Annotated in this window: 23 protein-coding genes and 1 pseudogene; 9 read left to right on the plus strand and 15 right to left on the minus strand. The window is 46.7% G+C overall.

The window, feature by feature from the left end:
* Nucleotides 1-46: 46 nt before the first annotated feature.
* The 4 genes from QUA10_RS23900 to QUA10_RS23915 all read right to left on the minus strand — a co-directional run bounded on the left by QUA10_RS23900 (nucleotide 47) and on the right by QUA10_RS23915 (nucleotide 1,534).
* Nucleotides 47-187, minus strand: coding sequence for a hypothetical protein (locus QUA10_RS23900; protein ID WP_333086389.1), 141 nt, complete (start codon nucleotides 185-187; stop codon nucleotides 47-49).
* Entirely contained in the window at nucleotides 184-612 is a 429-nt protein-coding gene (locus tag QUA10_RS23905) for a heavy metal-responsive transcriptional regulator (RefSeq protein WP_006632299.1), read from the minus strand. Before QUA10_RS23905 ends, QUA10_RS23900 begins: the two co-directional genes overlap by 4 nt.
* A gap of 103 nt (nucleotides 613-715) precedes the next feature.
* Nucleotides 716-1,009 (minus strand): hypothetical protein, encoded by a 294-nt coding sequence (locus QUA10_RS23910; RefSeq protein ID WP_333084970.1) that lies wholly within the window; start codon nucleotides 1,007-1,009, stop codon nucleotides 716-718.
* Nucleotides 1,010-1,363: 354 nt separating this feature from the next.
* Nucleotides 1,364-1,534, minus strand: coding sequence for a hypothetical protein (locus QUA10_RS23915; RefSeq protein ID WP_172186391.1), 171 nt, complete (start codon nucleotides 1,532-1,534; stop codon nucleotides 1,364-1,366).
* Between the two features lie 167 nt (nucleotides 1,535-1,701).
* Here QUA10_RS23915 and QUA10_RS23920 point away from each other — a divergent pair, with 167 nt between their 5' ends.
* The 3 genes from QUA10_RS23920 (at nucleotide 1,702) to speA (ending at nucleotide 6,106) form a co-directional block, all read left to right on the plus strand.
* Nucleotides 1,702-2,292 carry a DUF3611 family protein gene (locus tag QUA10_RS23920; protein WP_333084971.1) on the plus strand — a complete coding sequence of 197 codons (591 nt, stop codon included), beginning with the start codon at nucleotides 1,702-1,704 and terminating at the stop codon, nucleotides 2,290-2,292.
* Nucleotides 2,293-2,620: 328 nt separating this feature from the next.
* Nucleotides 2,621-3,772 carry a helix-turn-helix domain-containing protein gene (locus QUA10_RS23925; protein WP_333084972.1) on the plus strand — a complete coding sequence of 384 codons (1,152 nt, stop codon included), beginning with the start codon at nucleotides 2,621-2,623 and terminating at the stop codon, nucleotides 3,770-3,772.
* Between the two features lie 324 nt (nucleotides 3,773-4,096).
* Entirely contained in the window at nucleotides 4,097-6,106 is a 2,010-nt protein-coding gene (gene speA / locus QUA10_RS23930; protein ID WP_333084973.1) for a biosynthetic arginine decarboxylase, read from the plus strand.
* 233 nt (nucleotides 6,107-6,339) lie between these two features.
* On the opposite strand, the gene QUA10_RS23935 is transcribed toward speA, so the two are convergent.
* Nucleotides 6,340-7,500 (minus strand): NDP-sugar synthase, encoded by a 1,161-nt coding sequence (locus QUA10_RS23935; RefSeq protein ID WP_333084974.1) that lies wholly within the window; start codon nucleotides 7,498-7,500, stop codon nucleotides 6,340-6,342.
* A 127-nt stretch (nucleotides 7,501-7,627) separates the two neighbouring features.
* On the opposite strand from QUA10_RS23935, the gene QUA10_RS23940 reads away from it, so the two are divergent.
* Entirely contained in the window at nucleotides 7,628-7,837 is a 210-nt protein-coding gene (locus QUA10_RS23940; RefSeq protein WP_333086391.1) for a hypothetical protein, read from the plus strand.
* Here QUA10_RS23940 and QUA10_RS23945 read toward each other — a convergent pair.
* From QUA10_RS23945 to QUA10_RS23975, 7 genes are all read right to left on the minus strand, one after another.
* Complete coding sequence (locus tag QUA10_RS23945) at nucleotides 7,818-8,633, minus strand: segregation/condensation protein A (protein ID WP_333084975.1); 816 nt, start codon at nucleotides 8,631-8,633, stop codon at nucleotides 7,818-7,820. The two genes, QUA10_RS23940 and QUA10_RS23945, sit on opposite strands and share 20 nt — an antisense overlap.
* 66 nt (nucleotides 8,634-8,699) lie before the next feature.
* Nucleotides 8,700-9,089, minus strand: a complete 390-nt coding sequence (locus tag QUA10_RS23950; protein ID WP_333084976.1) for a LapA family protein — start codon at nucleotides 9,087-9,089, stop codon at nucleotides 8,700-8,702.
* Between the two features lie 202 nt (nucleotides 9,090-9,291).
* Nucleotides 9,292-10,116, minus strand: coding sequence for a DUF3153 domain-containing protein (locus tag QUA10_RS23955; RefSeq protein WP_333084977.1), 825 nt, complete (start codon nucleotides 10,114-10,116; stop codon nucleotides 9,292-9,294).
* Nucleotides 10,117-10,329: 213 nt separating this feature from the next.
* Nucleotides 10,330-11,634, minus strand: a complete 1,305-nt coding sequence (locus tag QUA10_RS23960) for a TldD/PmbA family protein (RefSeq protein WP_333084978.1) — start codon at nucleotides 11,632-11,634, stop codon at nucleotides 10,330-10,332.
* A gap of 167 nt (nucleotides 11,635-11,801) precedes the next feature.
* Nucleotides 11,802-12,143: a hypothetical protein gene (locus tag QUA10_RS23965; RefSeq protein WP_333084979.1), complete on the minus strand. Its 342-nt coding sequence runs from the start codon at nucleotides 12,141-12,143 to the stop codon at nucleotides 11,802-11,804.
* Between the two features lie 367 nt (nucleotides 12,144-12,510).
* On the minus strand, nucleotides 12,511-13,032 hold the full coding sequence (locus QUA10_RS23970) for a tetratricopeptide repeat protein (RefSeq protein WP_333084980.1): 522 nt from the start codon (nucleotides 13,030-13,032) through the stop codon (nucleotides 12,511-12,513).
* Nucleotides 13,033-13,079: 47 nt separating this feature from the next.
* The gene (locus tag QUA10_RS23975) at nucleotides 13,080-13,439 is read right to left on the minus strand and encodes a single-stranded DNA-binding protein (protein WP_190663675.1); all 360 of its coding nucleotides are present in this window, start codon (nucleotides 13,437-13,439) and stop codon (nucleotides 13,080-13,082) included.
* 330 nt (nucleotides 13,440-13,769) lie between these two features.
* Between QUA10_RS23975 and QUA10_RS23980 the strand changes: the two genes are divergently transcribed.
* The 3 genes from QUA10_RS23980 (at nucleotide 13,770) to mreD (ending at nucleotide 16,237) form a co-directional block, all read left to right on the plus strand.
* A complete protein-coding gene (locus QUA10_RS23980) occupies nucleotides 13,770-14,777 on the plus strand; it encodes a rod shape-determining protein (protein ID WP_006632285.1) in 1,008 nt (335 codons plus the stop codon).
* A gap of 87 nt (nucleotides 14,778-14,864) precedes the next feature.
* Nucleotides 14,865-15,671, plus strand: a complete 807-nt coding sequence (mreC, locus tag QUA10_RS23985; protein ID WP_333084981.1) for a rod shape-determining protein MreC — start codon at nucleotides 14,865-14,867, stop codon at nucleotides 15,669-15,671.
* Nucleotides 15,668-16,237: a rod shape-determining protein MreD gene (gene mreD, locus QUA10_RS23990; protein ID WP_333084982.1), complete on the plus strand. Its 570-nt coding sequence runs from the start codon at nucleotides 15,668-15,670 to the stop codon at nucleotides 16,235-16,237. The genes mreC and mreD overlap by 4 nt, the downstream gene beginning before the upstream one ends.
* Nucleotides 16,238-16,293: 56 nt before the next feature.
* On the opposite strand, the gene QUA10_RS23995 is transcribed toward mreD, so the two are convergent.
* Complete coding sequence (locus QUA10_RS23995; RefSeq protein ID WP_333084983.1) at nucleotides 16,294-17,085, minus strand: HAD family hydrolase; 792 nt, start codon at nucleotides 17,083-17,085, stop codon at nucleotides 16,294-16,296.
* A 250-nt stretch (nucleotides 17,086-17,335) separates the two neighbouring features.
* Here QUA10_RS23995 and argB point away from each other — a divergent pair, with 250 nt between their 5' ends.
* On the plus strand, nucleotides 17,336-18,247 hold the full coding sequence (argB, locus tag QUA10_RS24000; RefSeq protein ID WP_333079227.1) for an acetylglutamate kinase: 912 nt from the start codon (nucleotides 17,336-17,338) through the stop codon (nucleotides 18,245-18,247).
* 163 nt (nucleotides 18,248-18,410) lie between these two features.
* Nucleotides 18,411-18,674 carry a DUF4926 domain-containing protein gene (locus tag QUA10_RS24005; protein WP_333084984.1) on the plus strand — a complete coding sequence of 88 codons (264 nt, stop codon included), beginning with the start codon at nucleotides 18,411-18,413 and terminating at the stop codon, nucleotides 18,672-18,674.
* 239 nt (nucleotides 18,675-18,913) lie between these two features.
* Here QUA10_RS24005 and QUA10_RS24010 read toward each other — a convergent pair whose 3' ends face one another.
* On the minus strand, nucleotides 18,914-19,435 hold the full coding sequence (locus QUA10_RS24010) for a hypothetical protein (RefSeq protein ID WP_333084985.1): 522 nt from the start codon (nucleotides 19,433-19,435) through the stop codon (nucleotides 18,914-18,916).
* Nucleotides 19,436-19,634: 199 nt separating this feature from the next.
* Nucleotides 19,635-20,810, minus strand: a pseudogene (locus tag QUA10_RS24015) (IS1634 family transposase); the annotation flags it as partial.
* Nucleotides 20,811-20,876 lie beyond the last annotated feature (66 nt).

Raw genomic sequence — 20,876 nt, forward strand, 5'->3', positions numbered from 1 at the left:
GGTAGAAACTCCAAAGGTAAAGGCGGCTCAGCCAGGGCTCGGCAACTCAAAAAGCAACAGCAAACTTTGCGAAAACAGTTAAAAGCTCAACACGATCGACAAAACCACCAACAAAACCACCAACAAAACCATCAAGGGAAGGAAACCGATAATTCCTTCCCTTTTTTTGTATTTTTCCGCTGCTCAATCCCGCTGAATGTTCGGACAAATCGTGCGAGTAATGCTCGCCTGCGATGGTTGCTCTTGCCAGCAGTTGAGAATGCCTTGCAACTCCCTCTTCAAAGTTTCTAAGGCTGCAATTTGCACGGAAATTTCCTCTACCTTAGCCGTGAGATGCTGCTTCGCTTCAGAACAAGGCAACTCCCCCCGATCGCGAACTTGTAAAATATCCTTAATCTCCTGAAGGCTCAAACCCAGAGTTTGAGATCGTTTAATAAACGCCAACCTGTTAAATACCGTTTCGCCAAACAAGCGATAACCAGCGGGCGATCGCTTTACCGCAGGAGACAGCAAGCCCATCTCCTCATAGTAACGAACAGTTTTCACCGACAAACCACTACAGGCAGCTACAGAGCCAATTTTGTACAGTTTCTCGGCAACAGAAATATTCATACACCAAGCATCCAAGATCGAAAGACTTTCTTGCCCTATCTTTTAGTGCCTCAGATCCAGGGAGTCGATCGGCACATCGCCCAGTCACCATTGCCCGGTAATCTTAATAAGGAGGATTTTTTTTAGACACGTTAAGCACGGGCAACTGAGGTCTAGAAGACTGAGGAGGAAGATAGTATTCGGGAGCAGGTGCGGTTTGTTCGGATCCAGAGCGGTAAAATTGCCACCAGCGGAGAGCCATCGCCACCCCAGCGGTGCCAAGCCCAAAAGCCAATAAAGAGCCACTCGCACCGATGCTGCCGATGGCTGCATCGACAACGCCCACTGTCACAACAAAGCTGGTAATTGGTTCTCTACGGTAAGCTGACCTCAAAAGTCGCGTCCACGAAGCATTCATTTGGTTTTACTCTGTTCTATATTTATTTACAAGCTCTAAAACTTAGAGTTGGCGGAACGATCGGGATTTCTAGCTCAAAGACTAGCTTTACCTAAATTAATCTTCTCGCCTGTGGGGAATTGTACGGGAGCGAGGCAAAATTGCCAAGCTAGTCAAATCTAAATGCCACCCCATATACACCTCCAAAAGCCAGCTATTGCATTCGGGAACAGATCTCTCTCGACAGAGAAGTCGCTGGGCTTGTTTCTAATTAATATTTTAATCAATTCCCGAATTTGTCGCGGTCAGCAGAAGTCACACCCGCTGCCGTTCGAGTCAAGACAAAGTGTAAGGCTGACCGCGCCATTGCTAAAATTAGTTGAGACCTAACCAGGACAGCAAGCCCTGGCCTGTGACATACTCGATAATTAAAGTTAGAGAAAAACCGATCATCGCGGCTCGACCGTTAAGGCGTTCCGCGTAGCTATTGAAGCCAAACTTGGGCTGTTCCAGTTTGGGAGTGACGGTGGGTTGTAGTTGTGTCATTGCTTTGGGTACCTGGCGATCGACGCTATTCAAATGTGAAATTCAATGTTAGTTACAAATCTTAAACATTGCTACTTCTATTATAAAGAGGGTTAACCGCCGTCAACCGTCCCGGAAGAGAAAAAACTGCCACCAACTAATGCCAATTAATTATACCCGCTCAAAATATGACTAATCAGTTAGATAACGATAAGCTTCCTGTCGCCGTACAGCGAGTAGCCTTTGCCCTTCGTACAACAGGCTGGGTTTGCTTCTGGGTACAGATAGTGCTAGGGGTGGTAGCGGCGATCATTTTGCTCTTTGCCATCCCCTTCGCCCTCCCCAGGGCTAGCGCCACTGCGGGTTCAAACAGTGCCGGCACAGGCGGCGGCGTATTTTTTGCCATTTGCGGGCTGGCCGTACTCGCTTACAGCGTATATCGCTCTTTCCGCTTCACCCGCTTGTCGAGACAACTGCGATCGCCCGGTAACGCTGTCCGCCCCAAAAAAGCAGACACCATCAAAGAGGTGCGGCTGGCACTGATGAGCAACTTGTCAGGAATGGTGCTGACGCTGATCGGCGCAGAAGCCATCAGCGGCACGCTTTTAGCCAAATCTCTAGCTCAGCCGCAAGCCTTGTTCGGTGCCGCAGTCGATGTGGGCCGATTTATTCAGCCCCTAGATATATTTGTGGTACTCGCCAATACTCACGCCACTGTTGCCCATTTTGTCGGGATTTTCGGGGCTCTGTGGTTGCTCGATCGCATCCACAAGCAATAGTCCTGGGGAATTGGGCATCGGGCATGGGGCATGGGCATGGGGCATCGGGCATCGGGCATGGGGCATGAGCCTTCCCAGGGAACTAGCCCGCGCAGGGCATGGGCATGAGTGGGAATTGGTTATTAGTTATTGGTTATTAGTTATTGGTTATGCGTTATTGGTTATTTGTGAGGGCCTACTAATGCCCTGGGAAGCCCGATGCCCGATGCCCCACGCCCGATGCCCATGCCCGATGCCCGATGCCCCATGCCCCTACCGACATCCGGAATCACTGCCAACCTGTCGAAGAACGTACTCAGATACCTTCTACCAAGACAACATGAATATCATGGCACTGAAACCCGAGGCTTATTTTGGGGTGACAGATCACCCAACTATTGAAATTTCTCAAGAAAGTTTTCGTTCTGTCCTAGGTCAAATAGAAGCTGAACTAGTATGTAGCGACACCTATAGCCAAGCTCTAGCTAGCTTGCAAACAATGTTGGGTGAAGCAGCCTCCGCTGCCGAAATTTTAATTAGAGCAGTTAGCAGAGAAGCCGTCAAGCTCGCATTTGATCGATTTCCCAAACAAAACAAAATTGAACCGCAAGTAGCCCCAGAGAGTTTTACTGCTGTAAGTCCCGCCATTGAGACGGTGACAGAAATTAAAGCATTGGAGCCACCAGTAGCTGTTCCTGTCTTCTATTGGCGCAGCGCTAGTGTGGAAGCGCCGCCCCAAACCGAGTCCGACACAGAAGAAAATGCCGATCGAGACACTGACACTTCTGAAGACAGCAAACAAGCGCCCCAAGACGAAATTAAAGTCGAGTCGGCTCCACCTGCAACTGTCACAGTCCCCGGAAAATCCTTCCCAGGGTTCGGTTTTCCCAAAAAGCCGAAAAAACTCACCAAGGAAGAAGAAGCAGCTTTAGCCGTTCAACAGCGAGAAGAGTGCCTGCGGGAGTTGGGTAGAGAATTGCGTAAGGGACGGCAAATTCGCTCCCTATCCCTGCAGCAACTCCACAGTCAAACTCTCGTGCCGCTGCACCACATCGAATCGATCGAAAATGGGGAACTCGACAAACTGCCCCAAGATATTTACATTAGAGGTTTTATCCGCCGGCTGGGCGACGCCTTGGGACTAGACGGCAGCGCTATGGCGAATGCTTTGCCCAAACCCGCTCCGAGTCCAATTCCCAGTATGAATGTGTCTGTTTCCGACTCCGAGTCAAGCGAAGGCTTTCAAATGCGTCCGGTGCATTTGTACATCGGCTACACCGCTTTGATGGCTGGGGCTGTAGGGGGTTTGGGTTGGCTGTCGCAGCAGCCCGTGGTGCCAGGAGCACAGGCAGTACCTCCAACGCAGGTGACACCGCCAGCCTCAGTTGCACCGGCTCAGAAGACCCCAGAAAAAGCACCTCAACCGGGCTTGAAGAAGTCTAGCAACGGGGGATTGAAGATGGGGGCTGACATGGCGCCGCCGGAGGTGATTTTTGGTTAGTGTGTGTCGGGCGATCGATCGTCCGACCACTCTCTTGGTGCAGGTGAACTCGGAAACCTGGTTTCCGAATTCACCTCCATACGGATACTTGCTTGAAGAAATAAGTCCAGGAGAGCAATTACGGTTGAGATTTTAGTTCAATCCCCCACCTTCATCCATCTGTAGAGTCAAATCTAAAATCTAAAATCTAAAATCTAAAATCTAAAATCTAAAATCTAAAATCGCCAGCCCGTGTACCCAAAGTGATTTTTCAACTGCATCAGGAAACCCGATATGTGCGATAAACTATCTATTTGACCACTCCTAAAAGAGGTTTCCGATAAGATGAGTTCCCCAGCCACCGCTGCTTTCTCCGATCTCGATCCGCTATCGACTCACTCGCCAACAGTCACGAGTTTGGCTGCACCAGACAGTGCTTTGGTAACGGCGGCTCAACTGCCACAAGAATCTTGGACTATAGAAGATAGTGAGAAACTCTACCGAATTCAAGGTTGGGGCGAACCGTATTTTTCGATCAATGCAGCCGGTCACGTTACAGTGTCTCCCAAGGGCGATCGCGGCGGTTCCCTTGATTTGTGCGAACTGGTAGAATCCCTGAAACAGCGAAATTTGGCTTTGCCACTGCTGATTCGATTTTCTGATATTTTGGAAGACCGGATCGAGCGCTTAAATTCGTGTTTTGCCAGAGCGATCGCTCGGTACAATTACAAAAATGTTTATCGCGGTGTCTTTCCCGTAAAATGCAACCAGCACCGACAATTAATTGAAGATTTGGTGCGTTTCGGTCAACCCCATCACTTCGGGCTCGAAGCCGGCTCTAAACCGGAATTAATGATAGCTTTGGCGACCTTAAAAAACCCAGGCGCTTTATTAATTTGTAACGGTTACAAAGACCGCGAATACATCGAAACTGCTATTTTGGCGCAGCGGCTAGGGCAAACTTCCGTAATTGTGCTGGAGCAAATAGAGGAAGTAGAACTCGCAATCGCCGCGAGCAAAGCATTAGGGATTAAACCAATTTTGGGAGTGCGAGCAAAACTCACTACCAAAGGCGTTGGTCGCTGGGGAGGTTCCACGGGCGATCGGGCAAAATTTGGCTTAACAATTCCAGAAATTATGCGTGCAGTCGGCGAACTAGAAAAAGCTGCAATGCTCGATTGTTTGCAGTTACTGCACTTTCACATCGGCTCTCAAATTTCCTCAATTAGTGTCATCAAAGACGCCATTCGAGAAGCCAGCCACATTTATGTAGAATTAGCTAAATTGGGAGCTAATATGAACTACTTGGACGTAGGCGGCGGACTCGGCGTTGACTACGACGGGTCTAAAACAAACTTCCACGCTTCCAAAAACTACAATATGCAAAACTACGCTAACGACGTAGTAGCGGGTGTGAAAGATGCCTGCGACGAGCGCAAAATCCCGGTTCCAATTATCATTAGCGAAAGCGGGCGGGCGATCGCTTCTCACCAATCAGTGTTAGTTTTTGACGTGCTCGGTACTAGCGATGTCCCCAGAGAAGTACCAGAAGCAGTAGATGAAAACGCGCACCAAATTCCGCGCAATCTTTACGAAATTTACCAATCTATCAGTCCCGAAAATTACCAAGAAGTTTATCACGATGCTATCCAATTCAAGGAAGAAGCAGTCAGTTTATTTAACTTAGGCTATTTGGGAATTGCGGAACGGGCGAAAACCGAACAGTTGTACTGGGCTTGCTGCGATAAAATACAGAATATCGCGCGGCTAAAAGAATATGTATCGGATGATTTGGAAGACTTAGAAAAGGTGATGGCGTCTATTTATTACATCAACTTATCTGTTTTCCAGTCAGTACCCGACAGTTGGGCAATTAACCAATTGTTCCCAATTATGCCAATTAACCGACTCGACGAAGAACCAACTCAACGTGGTATTTTAGCCGATCTTACCTGCGACAGCGACGGCAAAATCGACCAATTCATCGATTTGCGAGATGTGAAGTCGGTTTTGGAACTGCATACTCTCAAACCTGGAGAACCTTACTATTTGGCGCTATTTTTGGGAGGTGCTTATCAAGAAATTATGGGCAACCTTCACAACTTATTCGGCGATGCAAATGCAGTTCACATTCAGCTAACACCTTCTGGCTATCATATCGAACACGTTGTGAAAGGAGACACTATGAAAGAAGTCCTCAGCTACGTACAGTATGATTCAGAAAATTTGGTTGAAAGCATTCGCCGTCAGACAGAAGCAGCTTTGCAGCAAAATAAAATTACTCTTTCCGAGGCCCAGCTTTTGCTGCAAAATTACGAGCGGAGTCTCAGCCAATATACTTATCTTCAGTCTTAAAATGTAGGGTGTAACTGAGATGTTGCACCACTGTCAAGAAGCCTTTTATGAACAGGCTTTCCGGCCTGTTCCACAAAGAGTAGATTTTCTTGTGGAACAGGCCGGAAAGCCTGTTAAGCGAGAATGGTGCAAGATTTGAGGTGCAACCTAAGCACATTACCAGAATTAAAAGCTGAGCTTATAAATGTAAAAGTAGGGTGCGCCTAGCGCACCTTACCTTGAGCAATTACCAATTATTCAGGACGGAGAATTTCTGCGATCGCCCGCCGCTCTTCTCCCTGCTGAGTTGGTAAAACTTGGCGAGCGTCAGTAATCAGCCAATCGAGAGCCGCCGCTTGCAAATCGATCGCAGCCCCGGTTTTATCAACGCAGTAGCGCCCGAATACCAGTTTGTCAACCAACCGCACCTCCGGGCCCAAACGGGAATACTCAAAAATCACGCTGTTTTCCACAGTGGCGCCACTGCAAAGCCAACAGTTTGGGCCAATCATTGTCGGGCCGACAATTTTTGCTCCATCCTCAATGATCGTCATCCCACCAATGTAAACAGGCCCAGTAATATCAACCTTATCCCAGTTGACAGCTACATTCAAACCAGCGTAAATGCCGGGGCGCACTTCAATTCCCGGAATCGAAACATTTTTAACTTGTCCCAGCAGCACGCTCTGAATTGCCCGCCAATAGTCAGGAACTTTGCCGATATCCACCCACTCAAAGTCCATGCTAATCCCGTAAAAAGGCGCGCCTTCTGCTACTAGCTTGGGAAATAACTCCGAACCGATATCATATTCCTGACCCGAAGGGATGTATTTGAATATTTCCGGTTCAAAAATATAAATACCAGTGTTAATGTCGGTACTCAGAGCTTCTTCTACAGAAGGTTTTTCTTGGAAAGCTTTAACTTTGCCAGACTCGTCTGTTACCACCACTCCGTAACTGGGAACCTCTTCGCGGGGAACCGATTTCATAACAATAGTAGCGATCGCCCCTTTTTCCCGATGCCACTTCACAGCCGCAGTCAAGTCCAAGTCAATCAAAGCGTCGCCGCACAGTACCACAAAAGTATCATCAAAAAACGGGGAGAAGTCCTGAATCCGCTTCATGCCACCAGCAGAACCCAGAGCCTCTCCAATAAGTTCTCCCTCCTTAATTCGCCCTTCAAAAGAATAGGCAATTTGTACCCCAAACTTTTGACCGTCACGGAAGTAGTTTTCAATCACATCTGCCAAGTGGGAAACATTGACCATAATCTGGTCAAATCCGTGCTGTCGGAGCAATTCAACCAAAAACTCCATCACTGGCTTTTGCAGGATGGGAATCATCGGTTTGGGTATTGTCTGAGTAATGGGACGGACGCGAGTGCCTTTACCGGCCGCCAGAATCATCGCTTTCATTCTTAACTTCCTCAACCCTCTGTTAATTGATATAAACTCAACAATTAGATGCTAGCGATTGCGATCGAATCGATCGAGCGCGGCAAAATCCTGACCTGTTTATAGGCGACATCGTACCAGGCTATCAATGACTCTTCCCTATTTGCTTGATTTAAGAAACCAGGAATCGGGAATCAGCAAAAACTTCGCACTTCCGCTGTCCGCATTCGAGACTCAGCAGCAGAATGTCGGCGAGCGAGGTTCTGTCTGGAATTTTAACCGACGCAGCGGCACAGTTATTAGTTTCGCTTCGCCCGATAACCTAATACCCTGCAAGCTCAAAGCGCGCGGATTTTGAGGTCTTGATAAAACTCCTCTTGAAGCAACTCTACTTTAGACTGAGCCGATAGCAGCAACAACGCCCAAAAAATACCCACACGGTCATGATTTGGCAAGTGAACTTCCCCAGTCGATACCGGGTGTTCTGGGTTGACAGGAGAGTGCAAATCGTTATGATGCCAGAGCTCTAGCAATTTGTCCAAGTCCAGCCAACCCTCGTCAATTTCCGCGCCCCGCTGAGTCAGAAACCGTTCGAGTTCACTAGCAGTTTCTACGAGATTTTCTTGGTGAGCTAGCTCAAAGATAGCCTGTGCCGCTTGCGATCGCATTTTTGAGGTAGGGCGGCGTCGGGGAGTAACTGTCTGCTCCATTGCTGCTTTCATTAGCTGCAACTGCTCAATCAGTTCTGGGAGAGTCACCGGGCGTTTTTGCGGTAGTTGAGCTACACCGCGACGGCGCAATTGTCGCTCTAAATGCTGGGGCAAGTGTCGCCCGCCTGAGTGCTCTGCGTCTTCTACTGCCGGCTCGTCGGCCGAGTCGGGATTCGCGGGGGGTTCGGAGAGGACGATACTTTCTGCTTTGAGCAACACCAGCATTGAAGCGTACAAAAACGCTTGGCCGGAGTGGGACAAATCGGAGAAATCCTTACTCTGATCGGCATCGCAGGCGTTCGTAAGCTTGCTCAGACATCGATCGAACACTTCAATTACCTTAACGTCCCAAGGATCAATTTCTCCCCGTTCGGCTAGGTCAATTAAAATTGCGATCCCCTCAGAAATCGTTTCTAACCCATCTTGGTCTCGGGAAACGGCCATTCGATTTTAGATTTTAGATTTTAGATTTTAGATTTTGCCTCTGGGAAAACGAGAGAGCATATCAAATTAATTGGCGGTTATTTCAGCAGCTTTGGCCTCAATGGCTGCTATTTCTAAACTTATCGGTTCTGCACTTTCTAACAAAGGTTGTTGGCCTTCTACTTCGGCTTTATAGCGTTCAAGATTTTGTTCTAATTCCTGAATCCGCTGCTCTTTTTCGCGAACTTGGCGAATCTCTTGGCGCAACGCGAGGGTTCGCTGCATTCTGGACCACAGACTGAACAGCCACGCTAGTGTTGCCCCTAATCCGGTCGCTACAATTAGTTCTACGCACAGCGGAGCTTTAACTTGGACGCCTTGGATAACTTGAATCGCGACTGGCTCTGTATTTTCGATGCTGAATAATACTAGAGCCAAGCAAATCAGAAAGATGAAGAAGAAATTTAGCGATCGCATTTTCTCTGTTCCTAATTCTCAATTCAGGTTAAGCAAATTATTTACCATTTGTCAACTGTTTTTTTGACAGATGTTATCATTTTCTTTTGATAATATCAAATCCGGTCAATTAACCATAAAATCCGGGGAGGGGCGGGTTTATTGGAGTTCTGAGAATTGATTGAAAATATTAGTTAACCCGCCCCTCTAGGGCATATCCTTTTTAGGTTTGACCGATGTTTTGCGGTTTTTTGCCGATTCCCAGTGCTGGCAATATTTGATATTTCAAAGCAATGCCCGCAGCTACAAATAAGGCAATAATCAGCGCCCCAATTCCTACGGGACTGGGAATCCAGAATATCGCCTCCAAATAGTTAACTTCTCCGGGTTTGAGCTTCCAAACTAACTGTTTTCCTTGCTGATAGCTTTCGGGAACCAGCGCACCGGCGACTGTTTCAATACTTTCGGCGCCCCAAGGCGTGTTCAAGCTAAAGTCAAGCTCCAAAAGTCCCCCCGGACTCAGCAGCAGACTGCCATTAGAAGAAAGCAGTGAAAGAGAGCGCAAATCCAATTCCAAACTCAAGCGATTTCGCAGCACCAATAACAAATTATTCTGCTTGACACTAAGGTGAGATTCAAACTTCGGCAAATCGGTTTCTAGCGGACTTGCGGTCCGATATTTTGTGGTTGGTGTGATCGGATTGTAAAATTGGTTGAACTTGTCTTGCAACTCGGCTCCATTATTGAAAGGAATCCTCACTAGAAGTTCTGTGGGGGAAACCCGTTTAGTTTTTCCGTCCAGCAACCTCACCCGGCTTTCTACGCTTTTCAACCATTCTGCAACAGTTTCGCTGCTGAAGCTCGTCAACCTTTCCCCTAGTTTAATGTGCTGCACGATTTCGCCGCGAGTTTGACTCTCAAAGTTAACCCCAACATCGTACTGAACGCATCCAGTCACTAGAGTTAAAAGGCAAAAAACCAAAGGTAAAAGAAAGAAAAAGTGCTTTCTCTTCTTCCCAGTTCCATCCTTGACATTTGGCTCTTTCATTATAAATTTTTCCCTATTTTTCCCTATTTGCATGAATTAGCAAAGCGTTGAATTGCCAACACTGTTTCTATGTTTGTTTAACTGGTTCCTAGGCTCTGCCTGAGAACCCATGTCCAGAGGCTTTGCCTCGCAAGCTTTCATCCAAATTCGAGGCAAAGCCTCATGATATGTATTACCAGGCAGAGCCTGGTAACGAGTAAAAACGCACTGAACTTATTGCCTCGAAGCTACACCCAACTGTTGAAACAGCATACTTGGCAAATAGGCTGCACCGCCTACCCATTCGGCTTCGCTGCTTAAATCTGCCAAATTTTTAAACGCTTCAAAAATGCTGCCTGCCACCATTGTATTCTTGACGCGACCCACAATTTTGCCTTTTTCTACTTTATAGCCTAAGTCCAAATTGACAGAAAATTCGCCAGCTAACTGATTGGACTGACCGGCACCTAAAACCTGCTCTACTATTAGACCTTCATCCATGCTAGCAATCAAGTCTTGAGTGGCGGTATTTCCTGGGGAAATGCAAAAGTTAGTCAAATCAGGGCCTGGGCGAGACAATCCGCCACGAAAACCGTTGCCGGTTGATTGTACACCGGCGCGAGCGGCCCACCTGCGATCCCAATAAAATCCGGTGACAGTACCTTTGTCTATCAAGACTTTGCGGGTGGTGGGTGTACCTTCGTCGTCAAAGGGACAAGCAGAAGGGCCTAAAGTGGGGTCTTCAAAAAAGGTAAAGCGTTCGTCAAATAAGGTTTCGCCGATTTTGTCGGCTAGGGGAGAGGCTTTTTGAACTACTGCTTGACCTGAAAGGATGGTATCAAAGAGGCCACCGAGGGTGCTAGCGGCGGCATTGGGGGTAAATAATACTGGGTAGGAACCGCTGGTGATGCTGGCTGAATGTTCGGCGAGGCGGTATTTTTCGAGGAGTGATTGGAGGATGCTGTTGGTGTCGAGGGGACGATCGCGCGCTACGTCGTAACTGTATGCTTGCATAAAATCTTCTCCCTTTACCAAATTTCCCGCGATCGAGCCGCTGATTATTTGGCTGCTTCTTTCGGCATACAAATCTTGCGTCGTGGCAATTTTCACCCGACCGCTGCGGACGTGGAAGCCGACATCTACCATAATATCGGGATTGTAGGCGTGAACTTGCTCGATCAGGTTTTTGCCGTTTTCGACTAATTCTTGAGTTGTGGGTGGAGTGTAGGTGGTTTCCGGGCCTTTTAGGTGGAAGCTGGAGGCGAGTTCAAATTCTGCGGGGTCGCCGATTTCGGCTGTTTGAATCGCTGCATCGACTAAATCGTCTATCCGCGTTAAGTCTGTGGAACTGGCAAAACCGATTTTGCCGTTGTAAATTAGCCGGAGTGCTACGCCTTGCATTGCTTTGGTTTGCAGGGATTTGAGGCGATTGTTTTCAAATTCGATCGGGGTGTCTTGACTCGATAGGTAGTATACTTCAGCAGCATCGGCGCGTTGAGATGCCAATTTTAAAATTTGGTCTACGGTTGAATCGCTCACAATAATCGCCTTTCTGGTTTTGTCTTTTTTTTATTTTAGCAATTATCGCTATTCAACTTCTGACTCCTGCCTCATGCTCGATAATTAATCCGTGTATCCGTGTCAAAATCACTGGTGGTGTCTTCCTTATTCCTTCTTCCTAACCTCAGCTACATCCGTTACATCCCTTAAATAATCTGTTGCCGAACTTCCTTCTCCTCTAATTGTAATTCACACTGTTTAAAAACATAGTTAACTGCTGCAAACAGTCGCTCTAAGTCCTGAATTGTATAGAAAAATTTATTTTGAGTAAACATTTCTAATTTCATCTTGCCAAACTGCCACATTGCCCCATTAGAAACAATACCAAAGATAGTTTGTTCGGGTTCATTGTTAAGTCGCTGCACGGCGATCATTTCTGCCAAACACGGCCCCCATCCTTCATCAAATGCGCTCTCTTTCTTGGCTTCAACTAATATGAAATAGGGCTTGTAAAAAACTACTGTGCCAAGGGGGGAGCGCTTCGCCAATATATAATCTGGAATTCCTGACAGATTCTCATTATAGACTAAGGTTAGGTGACTTCAGAGGATAAAATTACTGCGATAATTTTTCCAAACTTCTTTTAATACAGGATAAATGATATTTTCACAAAGGGCGATTTCCGAGTTGTCAAATACTCCCTCATTGAAAATCAATTCTAATTCATTCCGAAAAACGTCGCTGACTGCAAATTCTGTTTCGAGAATGAAATTATCCCGTAGGCAATTAATTTGGAATTCTTTGGCGACCGGGCTGATACTTTTTTGCTAAAAGGCATTGCTTAACTTCTCTCAGTAGGGGTCAGGTGCGCCTCGGCGCACCCTAGAAATAGAGTTTGTGCGAATGAAAAAATGATTAATAACTAAGAAATAATCCGCCTAAAATTAGCCCGATCGCAATTAACGCCACCCAGATAAACCTATTATCTTTCGTATTAACCTGACTCAAATCTACAGGCTCTGGTACGACTGGCTTGGGTTTAGCGTACTTGATATCAGCGTTCGGATTGGCTTGAAAATTAATTGATTGATTTTCATCTAAAGCTGCCAAATCAGGGATTTTCACCATCCATTCAGGAGGAATAGTGAGTTTGGGAGCTTCGAGAATGAACAGCAAGCGCTTTGCTTGTTGGCGGGTTTCTTGGCGGGGATGGCGGGTGAGCGCACGGCAAAGCTCGATCGCCCTTTCTGTATTGCCAGAGGCTTCGTAGGCTGTCACTAGCCACATCTGCACCTCACCGCCCAACCGGGAATTTCGATCGACTAAACCGGTAGCTGTTTCTAAACTCTGCACAGCTTGAGCATACCGGCCACTCTCAAAAGCTACTTGCCCAGCTTGGTACTCAGTTTGAACAATTTCTAACTTTTCTGAAGTCACGAGCACCCACCCAATTCACAAATATTAATTCCCAAATTCCCCAAACGCTAGAATTCGCTGTTGTGTTGCGACATACCCGACTCGTTGTCGCGTTTGGAACCCAGCAAGTCTAAATGGTCTACCTTAATTACCGGCTTCGAGCGATTTGAACCCGTATTGCGATCTTGCCAGCGATCGAACTTCAAAGAGCCTGTTACGCCAATTAGAGAGCCTTTGCGAACGTAGTCAGCCGCAATCTGCGCTGTTTTGCCCCAGATTTCCAGATTAAACCAGTCTGGTTGATCGCTGTTCTTGGTTCTGCGATTCACTGCCAGCGTCAAACTACACTTAACTGTACCCGACTCAAAATACTTAACGTCCGGGTCGCCGCCGACGCGGCCTACTAAAGTCACAACATTAAGACTCATAAACTTTTTTGGGAATGTGGTCGATCGGTGATGTAGTTAAACAGTCCACACGCGTATTTGCCTCCAAACTGAACTTGGAACAACGCTTGTGAGGCTTCATCCTGATTGTACACCCAGTTAGCAGAACATATTGATAGTGGATGATTGGCGAGTCTGCGCTCAACCTGAGCTCGACAATGTACATTTCTGACTAGACTCAGGATGAAAAACGTAATAGAATCCACCTCGGTTACACTTTTGTAACAACATTATTGCACACAATAGTATTTTAGTTTTTGGGGGGGGTACGAATCAGTGGGTCTTCTCAATCGATTTTCGTTATCTAGAGATATGGGTATCGACCTCGGTACTGCTAACACGCTCGTTTATGTATCGGGCAAAGGTATTGTTCTGCAGGAACCTTCTGTAGTGGCGATCGACCAAGATTTAAAAATACCGCTGGCTGTTGGAGAAGAAGCAAAAAAAATGCTCGGCCGCACGCCAGGGAATGTCATAGCACTGCGCCCGCTTCGCGACGGGGTAATTGCAGACTTCGATACGGCAGAACTGATGCTTAAGACTTTTATCCGCAGAGTTCACGAAGGCCGAAGCTTAGTTTCGCCGCGGATAATTATTGGCATCCCCAGCGGTGTCACCGGAGTCGAGAGGCGTGCTGTCATTGAGGCGGCGACTCAGGCCGGTGCTAGAGAAGTACGGTTAATTGATGAACCCATCGCTGCGGCGATCGGGGCTGGACTGCCTGTTGCTGAGGCGACTGGCAATATGATTATAGATATAGGCGGAGGTACGACGGAAGTTGCGGTTTTGAGTTTGCAAGGTACGGTGATCAGTGAGTCTGTGCGGGTAGCCGGCGACGAACTCAATGAGGCGATCGTCCAATACATGAAAAAAGTTCACAATTTGGTCATCGGCGAACGCACTGCTGAAGAAATTAAGATTCAGGTTGGTTCTGCATATCCAACTCCAGAGGATGACGATGTAATGATGGAAGTGCGGGGCTTGCACTTACTGTCGGGTCTGCCGCGAACTGTTACTATCAAAGGCCCAGAAATTCGCGAAAGTATGTCGGAACCGCTTTCAGTAATTGTGGAAGCTGTCAAGCGTACTTTGGAACGCACCCCCCCGGAATTAGCAGCAGATATTATTGACAGGGGAATTATGCTGGCTGGTGGTGGCGCGCTGATGAAAGGTTTAGATACTCTGATCAGTCACGAAACAGGAATTGTCACCCACGTGGCAGCAGATCCGCTGTGCTGTGTGGTTTTGGGAACTGGTAGGGTATTGGAAAACAAACAGTTGGAACGGGTTTTCAGCGGGCAGTCGTCGCGTAATATGTAGTTAAACAATTTGGGATTGTGGATTTAGAAATACGGCTGCAATCTCAAATCTAAAATCCTGACTTAACAATTTTAGATTAGTGAAATTATGCTAAAAAATACATTCCGAAAGTGGTGGGATCTGCGGCTGCAAATTGCTCTTCTAGGTTTAGCTGTAACTGCCGCTTGGGGAGTTAGACAAACACAAGGTGCGGCAGTATTTGAAGTTTACAATTGGGTGACTCGTCCGTTTCACGCCAACGGCTCTGGGCAAGAGGAACTTATCTCGGCGCGCACTCAAGAATTGCAAGCGCAGCTATTAGAATTAGAAAATCAAAATCAGAAGCTAAAAGAGCTTTTAGGTTACGTTTCGGCTAAGAAACCAGCAGGGATTGTCGCTCCTATTGTCGGTCGCAGCGCCGACCACTGGTGGCAGCAAGTAACCTTGGGGCGCGGCAGTAACGATGGCATCAAAACAGATTTTACTGTGATGGGCCCCGGCGGTTTAGTAGGCAGGGTTGTCAGCGTTACTCCTAATACTAGCTTGGTGCTGTTGGTCAGCGACGCTACGAGTCAATTGGGTGTGGGAATTACCCGCAGTCGCCACATGGGTTTTATGCGCGGGAAAGGCGGAAATCAGGCTGTGATGGAGTTTTTTGAGAATGTTCCCAATGTCAAGCCTGGGGATGTGGTTTCAACTTCTTCTTACAGTCAGTTGTTCCCTCCTGGTTTGCCTGTGGGAAAAGTGGTTTCGGTGGATATGAATAAAACTCCGGCTCCAGAAGCTGTGGTTGAGTTCTCTGCACCGATGAATGCTCTGGAGTGGGCGGTGGTTTACCCCCACTCTAAGCAAGTCGAACCAAAGGATTCGCAGAGTCAATCTTCTGCACCATCTGAGGGAGCACAGCAACAATGAAAGCTTTATCTCGGATGTCTTCGCCGCGATCGCGCCAATTTCTCAACTTCGCAGTTACATTTCTATCTGTGATGCTGTGCATACTGATATTGCCCACTCGGATGCCGGGAATGGAATTGTTGGGAATTGGGCCGAACTGGCTGTTAATTTGGTTGGTAGCTTGGAGTATTAAGCGGAAACGTACAGTTTGGGGAGCTGCTAGCATGGGCTTGGTTTTGGGGTTTCTTCAAGATGCGATGACGGCTCCTCATCCCTCCCATGCTGTCAGTCTAGTTGTTGTAGGAGTCTTAACAGTTGTTTTGCAGAAAACCTGGTCGATTCCGGTAGATATTGTTGAGAGAGATCCGATTCCGATCGCGTTAATTGTATTTGGGATGGCGGTGGTAGCGGAAACGGTGATGGGGCTGCAATTTTTTGCTATGGGCGATCGGGCTTTACTGGAAATTTGGAGCTATCACCAGCGAGTGGCTTTGTGTTCTGCTATTCTTAGCAGTCTTTGGGCTCCGGTGATTTATTTTCCACTCAATCGCTTGTGGGAAATGACCAGGAATGTAGAAAAACCTTAGTCAGCCATTAGTCCTCAGCCATTGGTCATTAGTCAACAGTTAAGTGTTAACTGTAGTCATTCTACTATTACTTGTTGGCCAGAACCTAATAAGTGATGAACGGCAATAATCAAATCGCTGAGAATGAAATTAGGCTGGTGCTTTTGCAGTTGATAGCGGCTGCGAATTCCGCAGGTAACGGCAATTGTAGGTATTCCCAAGGCTTTTCCTGCGAGGATGTCTGCTTCTGTATCTCCGATCATCCAAGCCGAACCCAGCGATGACTCAAATTCTTCTGCCACTTCAGCCAACAATTCAGTTTTTAAGGCTGTATAGTTGTGATAGGCGGCATCCGCCATCTGAGTTCCGCGAATGCTGGTAAACAGTCTGGCTAAACCGTAATTTTGTAACAGTTGAACGGCTTGATTTCTCGGCCGCAGGGTGACTAAAATCAGCCGCACGCCGCGGGAGTGCAGAAGTCCGATCGCCCATTGCACTCCCGGCTGGATGCGATCTAAGTGCAACAAGTCTGGTTGATTGACAAGGTGACTCACGCATCCTAGAAAAACGTGAATTTCTTCTCCCGACAAGCCGGAACTTTTGGCTATTTCAGTATCGGGCACTCGGTTTTGTTTCATTTGCCAAAACTGCTGTTTGCTGAGGATTTGGAGGTTGAGGTTGATTCCCCTAGTAAGATAAGCTGCTTGAGTGTCGGTCAATCCCTGTTGATAGGTGGCATAGTAGCGATCGGACACATCGACTATGGGCCCGTCTAAATCGCAAAATACCGTCATCCGGGGGGACGAGTCAGCCTCTGATCGTAGCTTGTACTGAAGGTTTTCGGAGTCTTGGGCGACAGCAGTTAACATAAAACGTTAAGTAAATCAAGGGAGTTATACATTTCTCGACTGTAGCAAAAAATGTATAAGTTATAATACAAAAATTTTAATGATTTCATTAAAAAAACCTATTAATTTTTTGAGGATGGGGCTCAAGAAAGGCGATCGAGCAAGCCTGCGGGTCGATAAAATTCAGGGAAAAAGTGATTTTTGTGGCTGTTAATATGTGCTTTAGCCATTAAAGTTTAGAATTGAGTTTTTAGTCTTTTGTAATTTACCCATGCTCAAACAAAGCGATTTTGTTAGGAATTCGGACACTAATCGAGTAGAGGTGCTGTCCGAAGCACTGCCCTACATTCAACACTTTGCCGGTCGCACCATAGTGGTCAAATATGGCGGTGCGGCGATGAAAGATAGCAATCTCAAAGACAAGGTGGTTCGGGATATTGTGCTGCTAGCTTGCGTGGGGATGCGTCCGGTTGTGGTTCACGGCGGCGGCCCAGAAATTAATATTTGGCTGGAAAAACTGGGAATTGAGCCGCAATTCAAGGATGGTTTGAGAGTGACTGATGCGGCGACAATGGAAGTTGTGGAAATGGTTTTGGTGGGCAAAGTAAATAAGGAAATTGTTTCCTTAATCAACCAAGCTGGCGGCAAAGCAGTGGGATTGTGTGGCAAGGATGCCAATCTGATTCAAGCTCGTCCAGATGGCAGGGAAGGAATTGGATTTGTTGGTGAAGTCAGCGGCGTGAAAATCCAGATTTTGGAGTCTTTGGTGAACAGCGGTTATATTCCGGTGGTGTCGAGCGTGGCGGCGGATGAAAAAGGTCAATCTTACAACATTAATGCTGACACGGTGGCTGGAGAAATTGCGGCTGGTTTGGGAGCCGAAAAGTTGATTTTGATGACTGATACTGCGGGAATTTTAGAGGATTATCACAAGCCAGAGAGTCTGATTGCTAAGTTAGATATTCAAGAAGCAAGAGAGTTGGTTGAGTCGGGAGTTGTGTCTGGGGGGATGATTCCGAAAGTTAATTGTTGTGTGCGGAGTTTGGCTCAGGGTGTGAAGGGTGCTCACATTATTGACGGTCGAATTCCTCATGCTTTGCTGCAAGAAATATTTACGGATGCGGGGATTGGGTCGATGATTGTGGCTTCTGAGTTTAGCAGCGCGAACTTAAGGCCTAAGTAAGGGGTAAATCCTAGCGTGGGGAGGGCGGGTGCGTGAAATGGGTAAACTCGCTGAGATCGCGTATATCCTAACTAAACCTGCCCCTAAAAACCTTGAGAAAGTACTTCTGGGAAATTACTTCAACTAATTCTAACCGTTGTTGGATTTCAGCTTTTCTTAAACTATGATCAAACACTTTAGAGCTTTGGATTCTGTTGCAATTCTCAAGCCGATTTCAAATACGCGATTAGCCCTAGTGGAACCAGAATACGCATCTATTTCTAGTTTGCCAGTTGGACTCGTGGGAACTATTGTTGAAGTGTATGATACGGGAAAGGAATGTCAGTATTTAGTGGAGTTTGCTGATAGTCAAGGGAGTGAATATGCTATGGCTATGTTAAAAGCTGATGAAATTTTAGTTTTGCAATATGAAATTGCAGTTGCTTAGTAACTGGAGTTTAGACTAAACAATGGTAGCAGCTAAAACTAGCTGCCTTTTACTAGAAGGCAAGCTGTTACTCAACAACTCAATAGGTAGAAGATTAAACAGCTAATTTGGAAAATTTTTTGCGTTGAGAAACCCGTTTTTTAACAGTGGGATAGTACGGTGCTTTAGTACGTGCCTTTCCTTTTTCCCAACCAGGGGATTTTTCCCTATTTTTAGGCAGTTGAGCCGGAGTACCAATATCAACTAAAATCGACAACATTGATTGGGCAACACGTCCAGGAGTTAAATTGATATGCTTCAGATTGCCAAGGCAGTCGATTCTCGACCACTAAGTCCTTAGCCAGCCAAAGTTGCCAACTCATCAACGGCATTAAATCGCTCCACCGCTCTGATTGTTCGGGAGTTCTTAAGTTTGGTAATGTCCAATGTAATCGTTGCTTAGCAAATCTATACCAATGATCCACTCCAAAACGTCGTAAATACTTAAACCAAACAGTTTCTAATCGTTGCTTAGCAAATCTATACCAATGATCCACTCCAAAACGTCGTAAATACTTAAACCAAACAGTTTCTAAGGGTAGAGTGCGCTCTCCGACCCAAGCCAACCACAAGGGTGGAAACGGCTGACCGCTTGACATGAGATTCATTCTTTCCACAAGGATTAAATTGACTCTCTGTCCTGCACCACGATAAAAATGTAAGTCAAGCCATTGCCTAACTCGGACTTGTCCCAACTGCGGATGTTCGTCAATTTCAATCACAGTATCCGCTTCGAGCCATGTGGTTGGGTCGTTGAGCTTGATTTTTGACCCGTGTTTCCGTGGTCTGCCGCGACCACTATAGGCTGGTGGTGCTGACCTGGGGGGTGACAAAAAGGTCTATGAGATAGACTGTATAAGCCCACATTCCGCAGGTAGCACGAGCGTCCGGGAATTTTTTCAATTGAGATGGCACAGCAGCTCAAGAGAGAAGATAATATTTACGGCAAAGAGCGCCAAAGAATTGGATAATCCACAATCGTTCTTGCGTCAGATTGGTAATGTGCTTGACACTGTTAATTGTCAACAAATGAATCGACATGAAACATTGAAACACCCACCAAGCAAGTTGGTTTGGTTGTAGGCTTACCTACTGGATTATCAATGTTTGTTGAGCCAGAGCGAGAGCATGACGGAGGGAACGTTGACCTAAACTATAAACCAGCAAGCACAAACCCATTAACATTGCTAGCGCAGCTACTCGTTGAGGAGTCTTGAGAAAGACACTAGAAGTAAAGAATAAGGGGTCTTTGAGAAATCGAAAACCTCGCTCCGTCGATTGCTGTGCCTTATATTCTTGCAGAAGCTGGTCATCAGTCAAAACTTGCTCGTCCAAAACATTCGTAGCCAAAAGGAACAATCCAGCGCGTTGCCGTTCGACATCAATGACACTAGCTTTCGGGACAAGTGTGGCAGAGATTTGATAATGTTTCTGACCAACTACATCCTTACGAGGTCTGCCACGTCTGGGATATTCAACTATTTCGATCACTTGCAGGTCGTGCAATTGATGGTAAGGTAACTGTTGCGAGAATATGATCGCAGCAGAAGTGGCATCTGGTTGACAAGCAAACCGTTGACTTTCTAATTGCTTGAGTGCTGAAGTGGCGAGTGTGAAATGTTTGGCTAAGCGTTTCTCCAATTGTTTTAAATCCGATGCCAACCGCATCTGACTCTTAACCACTAACCATCGTTGTGGCACGTCGGCATAACGATTCCCACAAGCAGCAATCTGGTAGTCGGTTAGCTAACTATTCACTAATGCGTCTGGGTGAATCTGCTGCAACAATTCTTTAGCCGAGGACAAGGTAGCAGGGACTCTTGATACCCATCGCAATTGTGCCATCTGTTGCAGATTTACGGAAGTATAGAGAGCAGCATCGGCCACAAACAAGGCATCCATATCCCATTGCTGTCTGAATTCAAGAATCAGTTGGGCAAATAAAGATGAGTCGGTTTCATTACTATCACCCACTCTCAAGTACAAGGGGATGTCTCCATCCCCACTGCACATCAGATCCACCATAAATTGCTTTAAATCGGGGTGGTGATCTCTGGAATAGCCGTAGGTGATGTCAATTGTACTTATACCAGTTTCATAAAATAGTGCTACAGTTAGTAGGTGTCCTTTTTGTGAATTAGTACCCAAATATAAGGAAGAAAA

This window comes from Microcoleus sp. Pol8_D6, from assembly GCF_036700965.1.
Lineage (GTDB): Bacteria > Cyanobacteriota > Cyanobacteriia > Cyanobacteriales > Microcoleaceae > Microcoleus.

Bases quoted from the DNA above. Each gene is read 5' to 3' on its own strand.
- QUA10_RS24005 (WP_333084984.1), top strand. From the start codon at position 18,411: ATGATCAAACACTTTAGAGCTTTGGATTCTGTTGCAATTCTCAAGCCG.
- QUA10_RS23925 (WP_333084972.1), top strand. From the start codon at position 2,621: ATGGCACTGAAACCCGAGGCTTATTTTGGGGTGACAGATCACCCAACT.
- QUA10_RS23935 (WP_333084974.1), bottom strand. From the start codon at position 7,500: ATGAAAGCGATGATTCTGGCGGCCGGTAAAGGCACTCGCGTCCGTCCC.
- QUA10_RS23915 (WP_172186391.1), bottom strand. From the start codon at position 1,534: ATGACACAACTACAACCCACCGTCACTCCCAAACTGGAACAGCCCAAG.
- QUA10_RS23920 (WP_333084971.1), top strand. From the start codon at position 1,702: ATGACTAATCAGTTAGATAACGATAAGCTTCCTGTCGCCGTACAGCGA.
- QUA10_RS23940 (WP_333086391.1), top strand. From the start codon at position 7,628: ATGACTCTTCCCTATTTGCTTGATTTAAGAAACCAGGAATCGGGAATC.
- QUA10_RS23945 (WP_333084975.1), bottom strand. From the start codon at position 8,633: ATGGCCGTTTCCCGAGACCAAGATGGGTTAGAAACGATTTCTGAGGGG.
- QUA10_RS23995 (WP_333084983.1), bottom strand. From the start codon at position 17,085: ATGTTAACTGCTGTCGCCCAAGACTCCGAAAACCTTCAGTACAAGCTA.
- argB (WP_333079227.1), top strand. From the start codon at position 17,336: ATGCTCAAACAAAGCGATTTTGTTAGGAATTCGGACACTAATCGAGTA.
- QUA10_RS23980 (WP_006632285.1), top strand. From the start codon at position 13,770: ATGGGTATCGACCTCGGTACTGCTAACACGCTCGTTTATGTATCGGGC.
- QUA10_RS23950 (WP_333084976.1), bottom strand. From the start codon at position 9,089: ATGCGATCGCTAAATTTCTTCTTCATCTTTCTGATTTGCTTGGCTCTA.
- QUA10_RS23905 (WP_006632299.1), bottom strand. From the start codon at position 612: ATGAATATTTCTGTTGCCGAGAAACTGTACAAAATTGGCTCTGTAGCT.
- mreD (WP_333084982.1), top strand. From the start codon at position 15,668: ATGAAAGCTTTATCTCGGATGTCTTCGCCGCGATCGCGCCAATTTCTC.
- QUA10_RS23910 (WP_333084970.1), bottom strand. From the start codon at position 1,009: ATGAATGCTTCGTGGACGCGACTTTTGAGGTCAGCTTACCGTAGAGAA.
- QUA10_RS23955 (WP_333084977.1), bottom strand. From the start codon at position 10,116: ATGAAAGAGCCAAATGTCAAGGATGGAACTGGGAAGAAGAGAAAGCAC.
- speA (WP_333084973.1), top strand. From the start codon at position 4,097: ATGAGTTCCCCAGCCACCGCTGCTTTCTCCGATCTCGATCCGCTATCG.
- QUA10_RS23975 (WP_190663675.1), bottom strand. From the start codon at position 13,439: ATGAGTCTTAATGTTGTGACTTTAGTAGGCCGCGTCGGCGGCGACCCG.
- mreC (WP_333084981.1), top strand. From the start codon at position 14,865: ATGCTAAAAAATACATTCCGAAAGTGGTGGGATCTGCGGCTGCAAATT.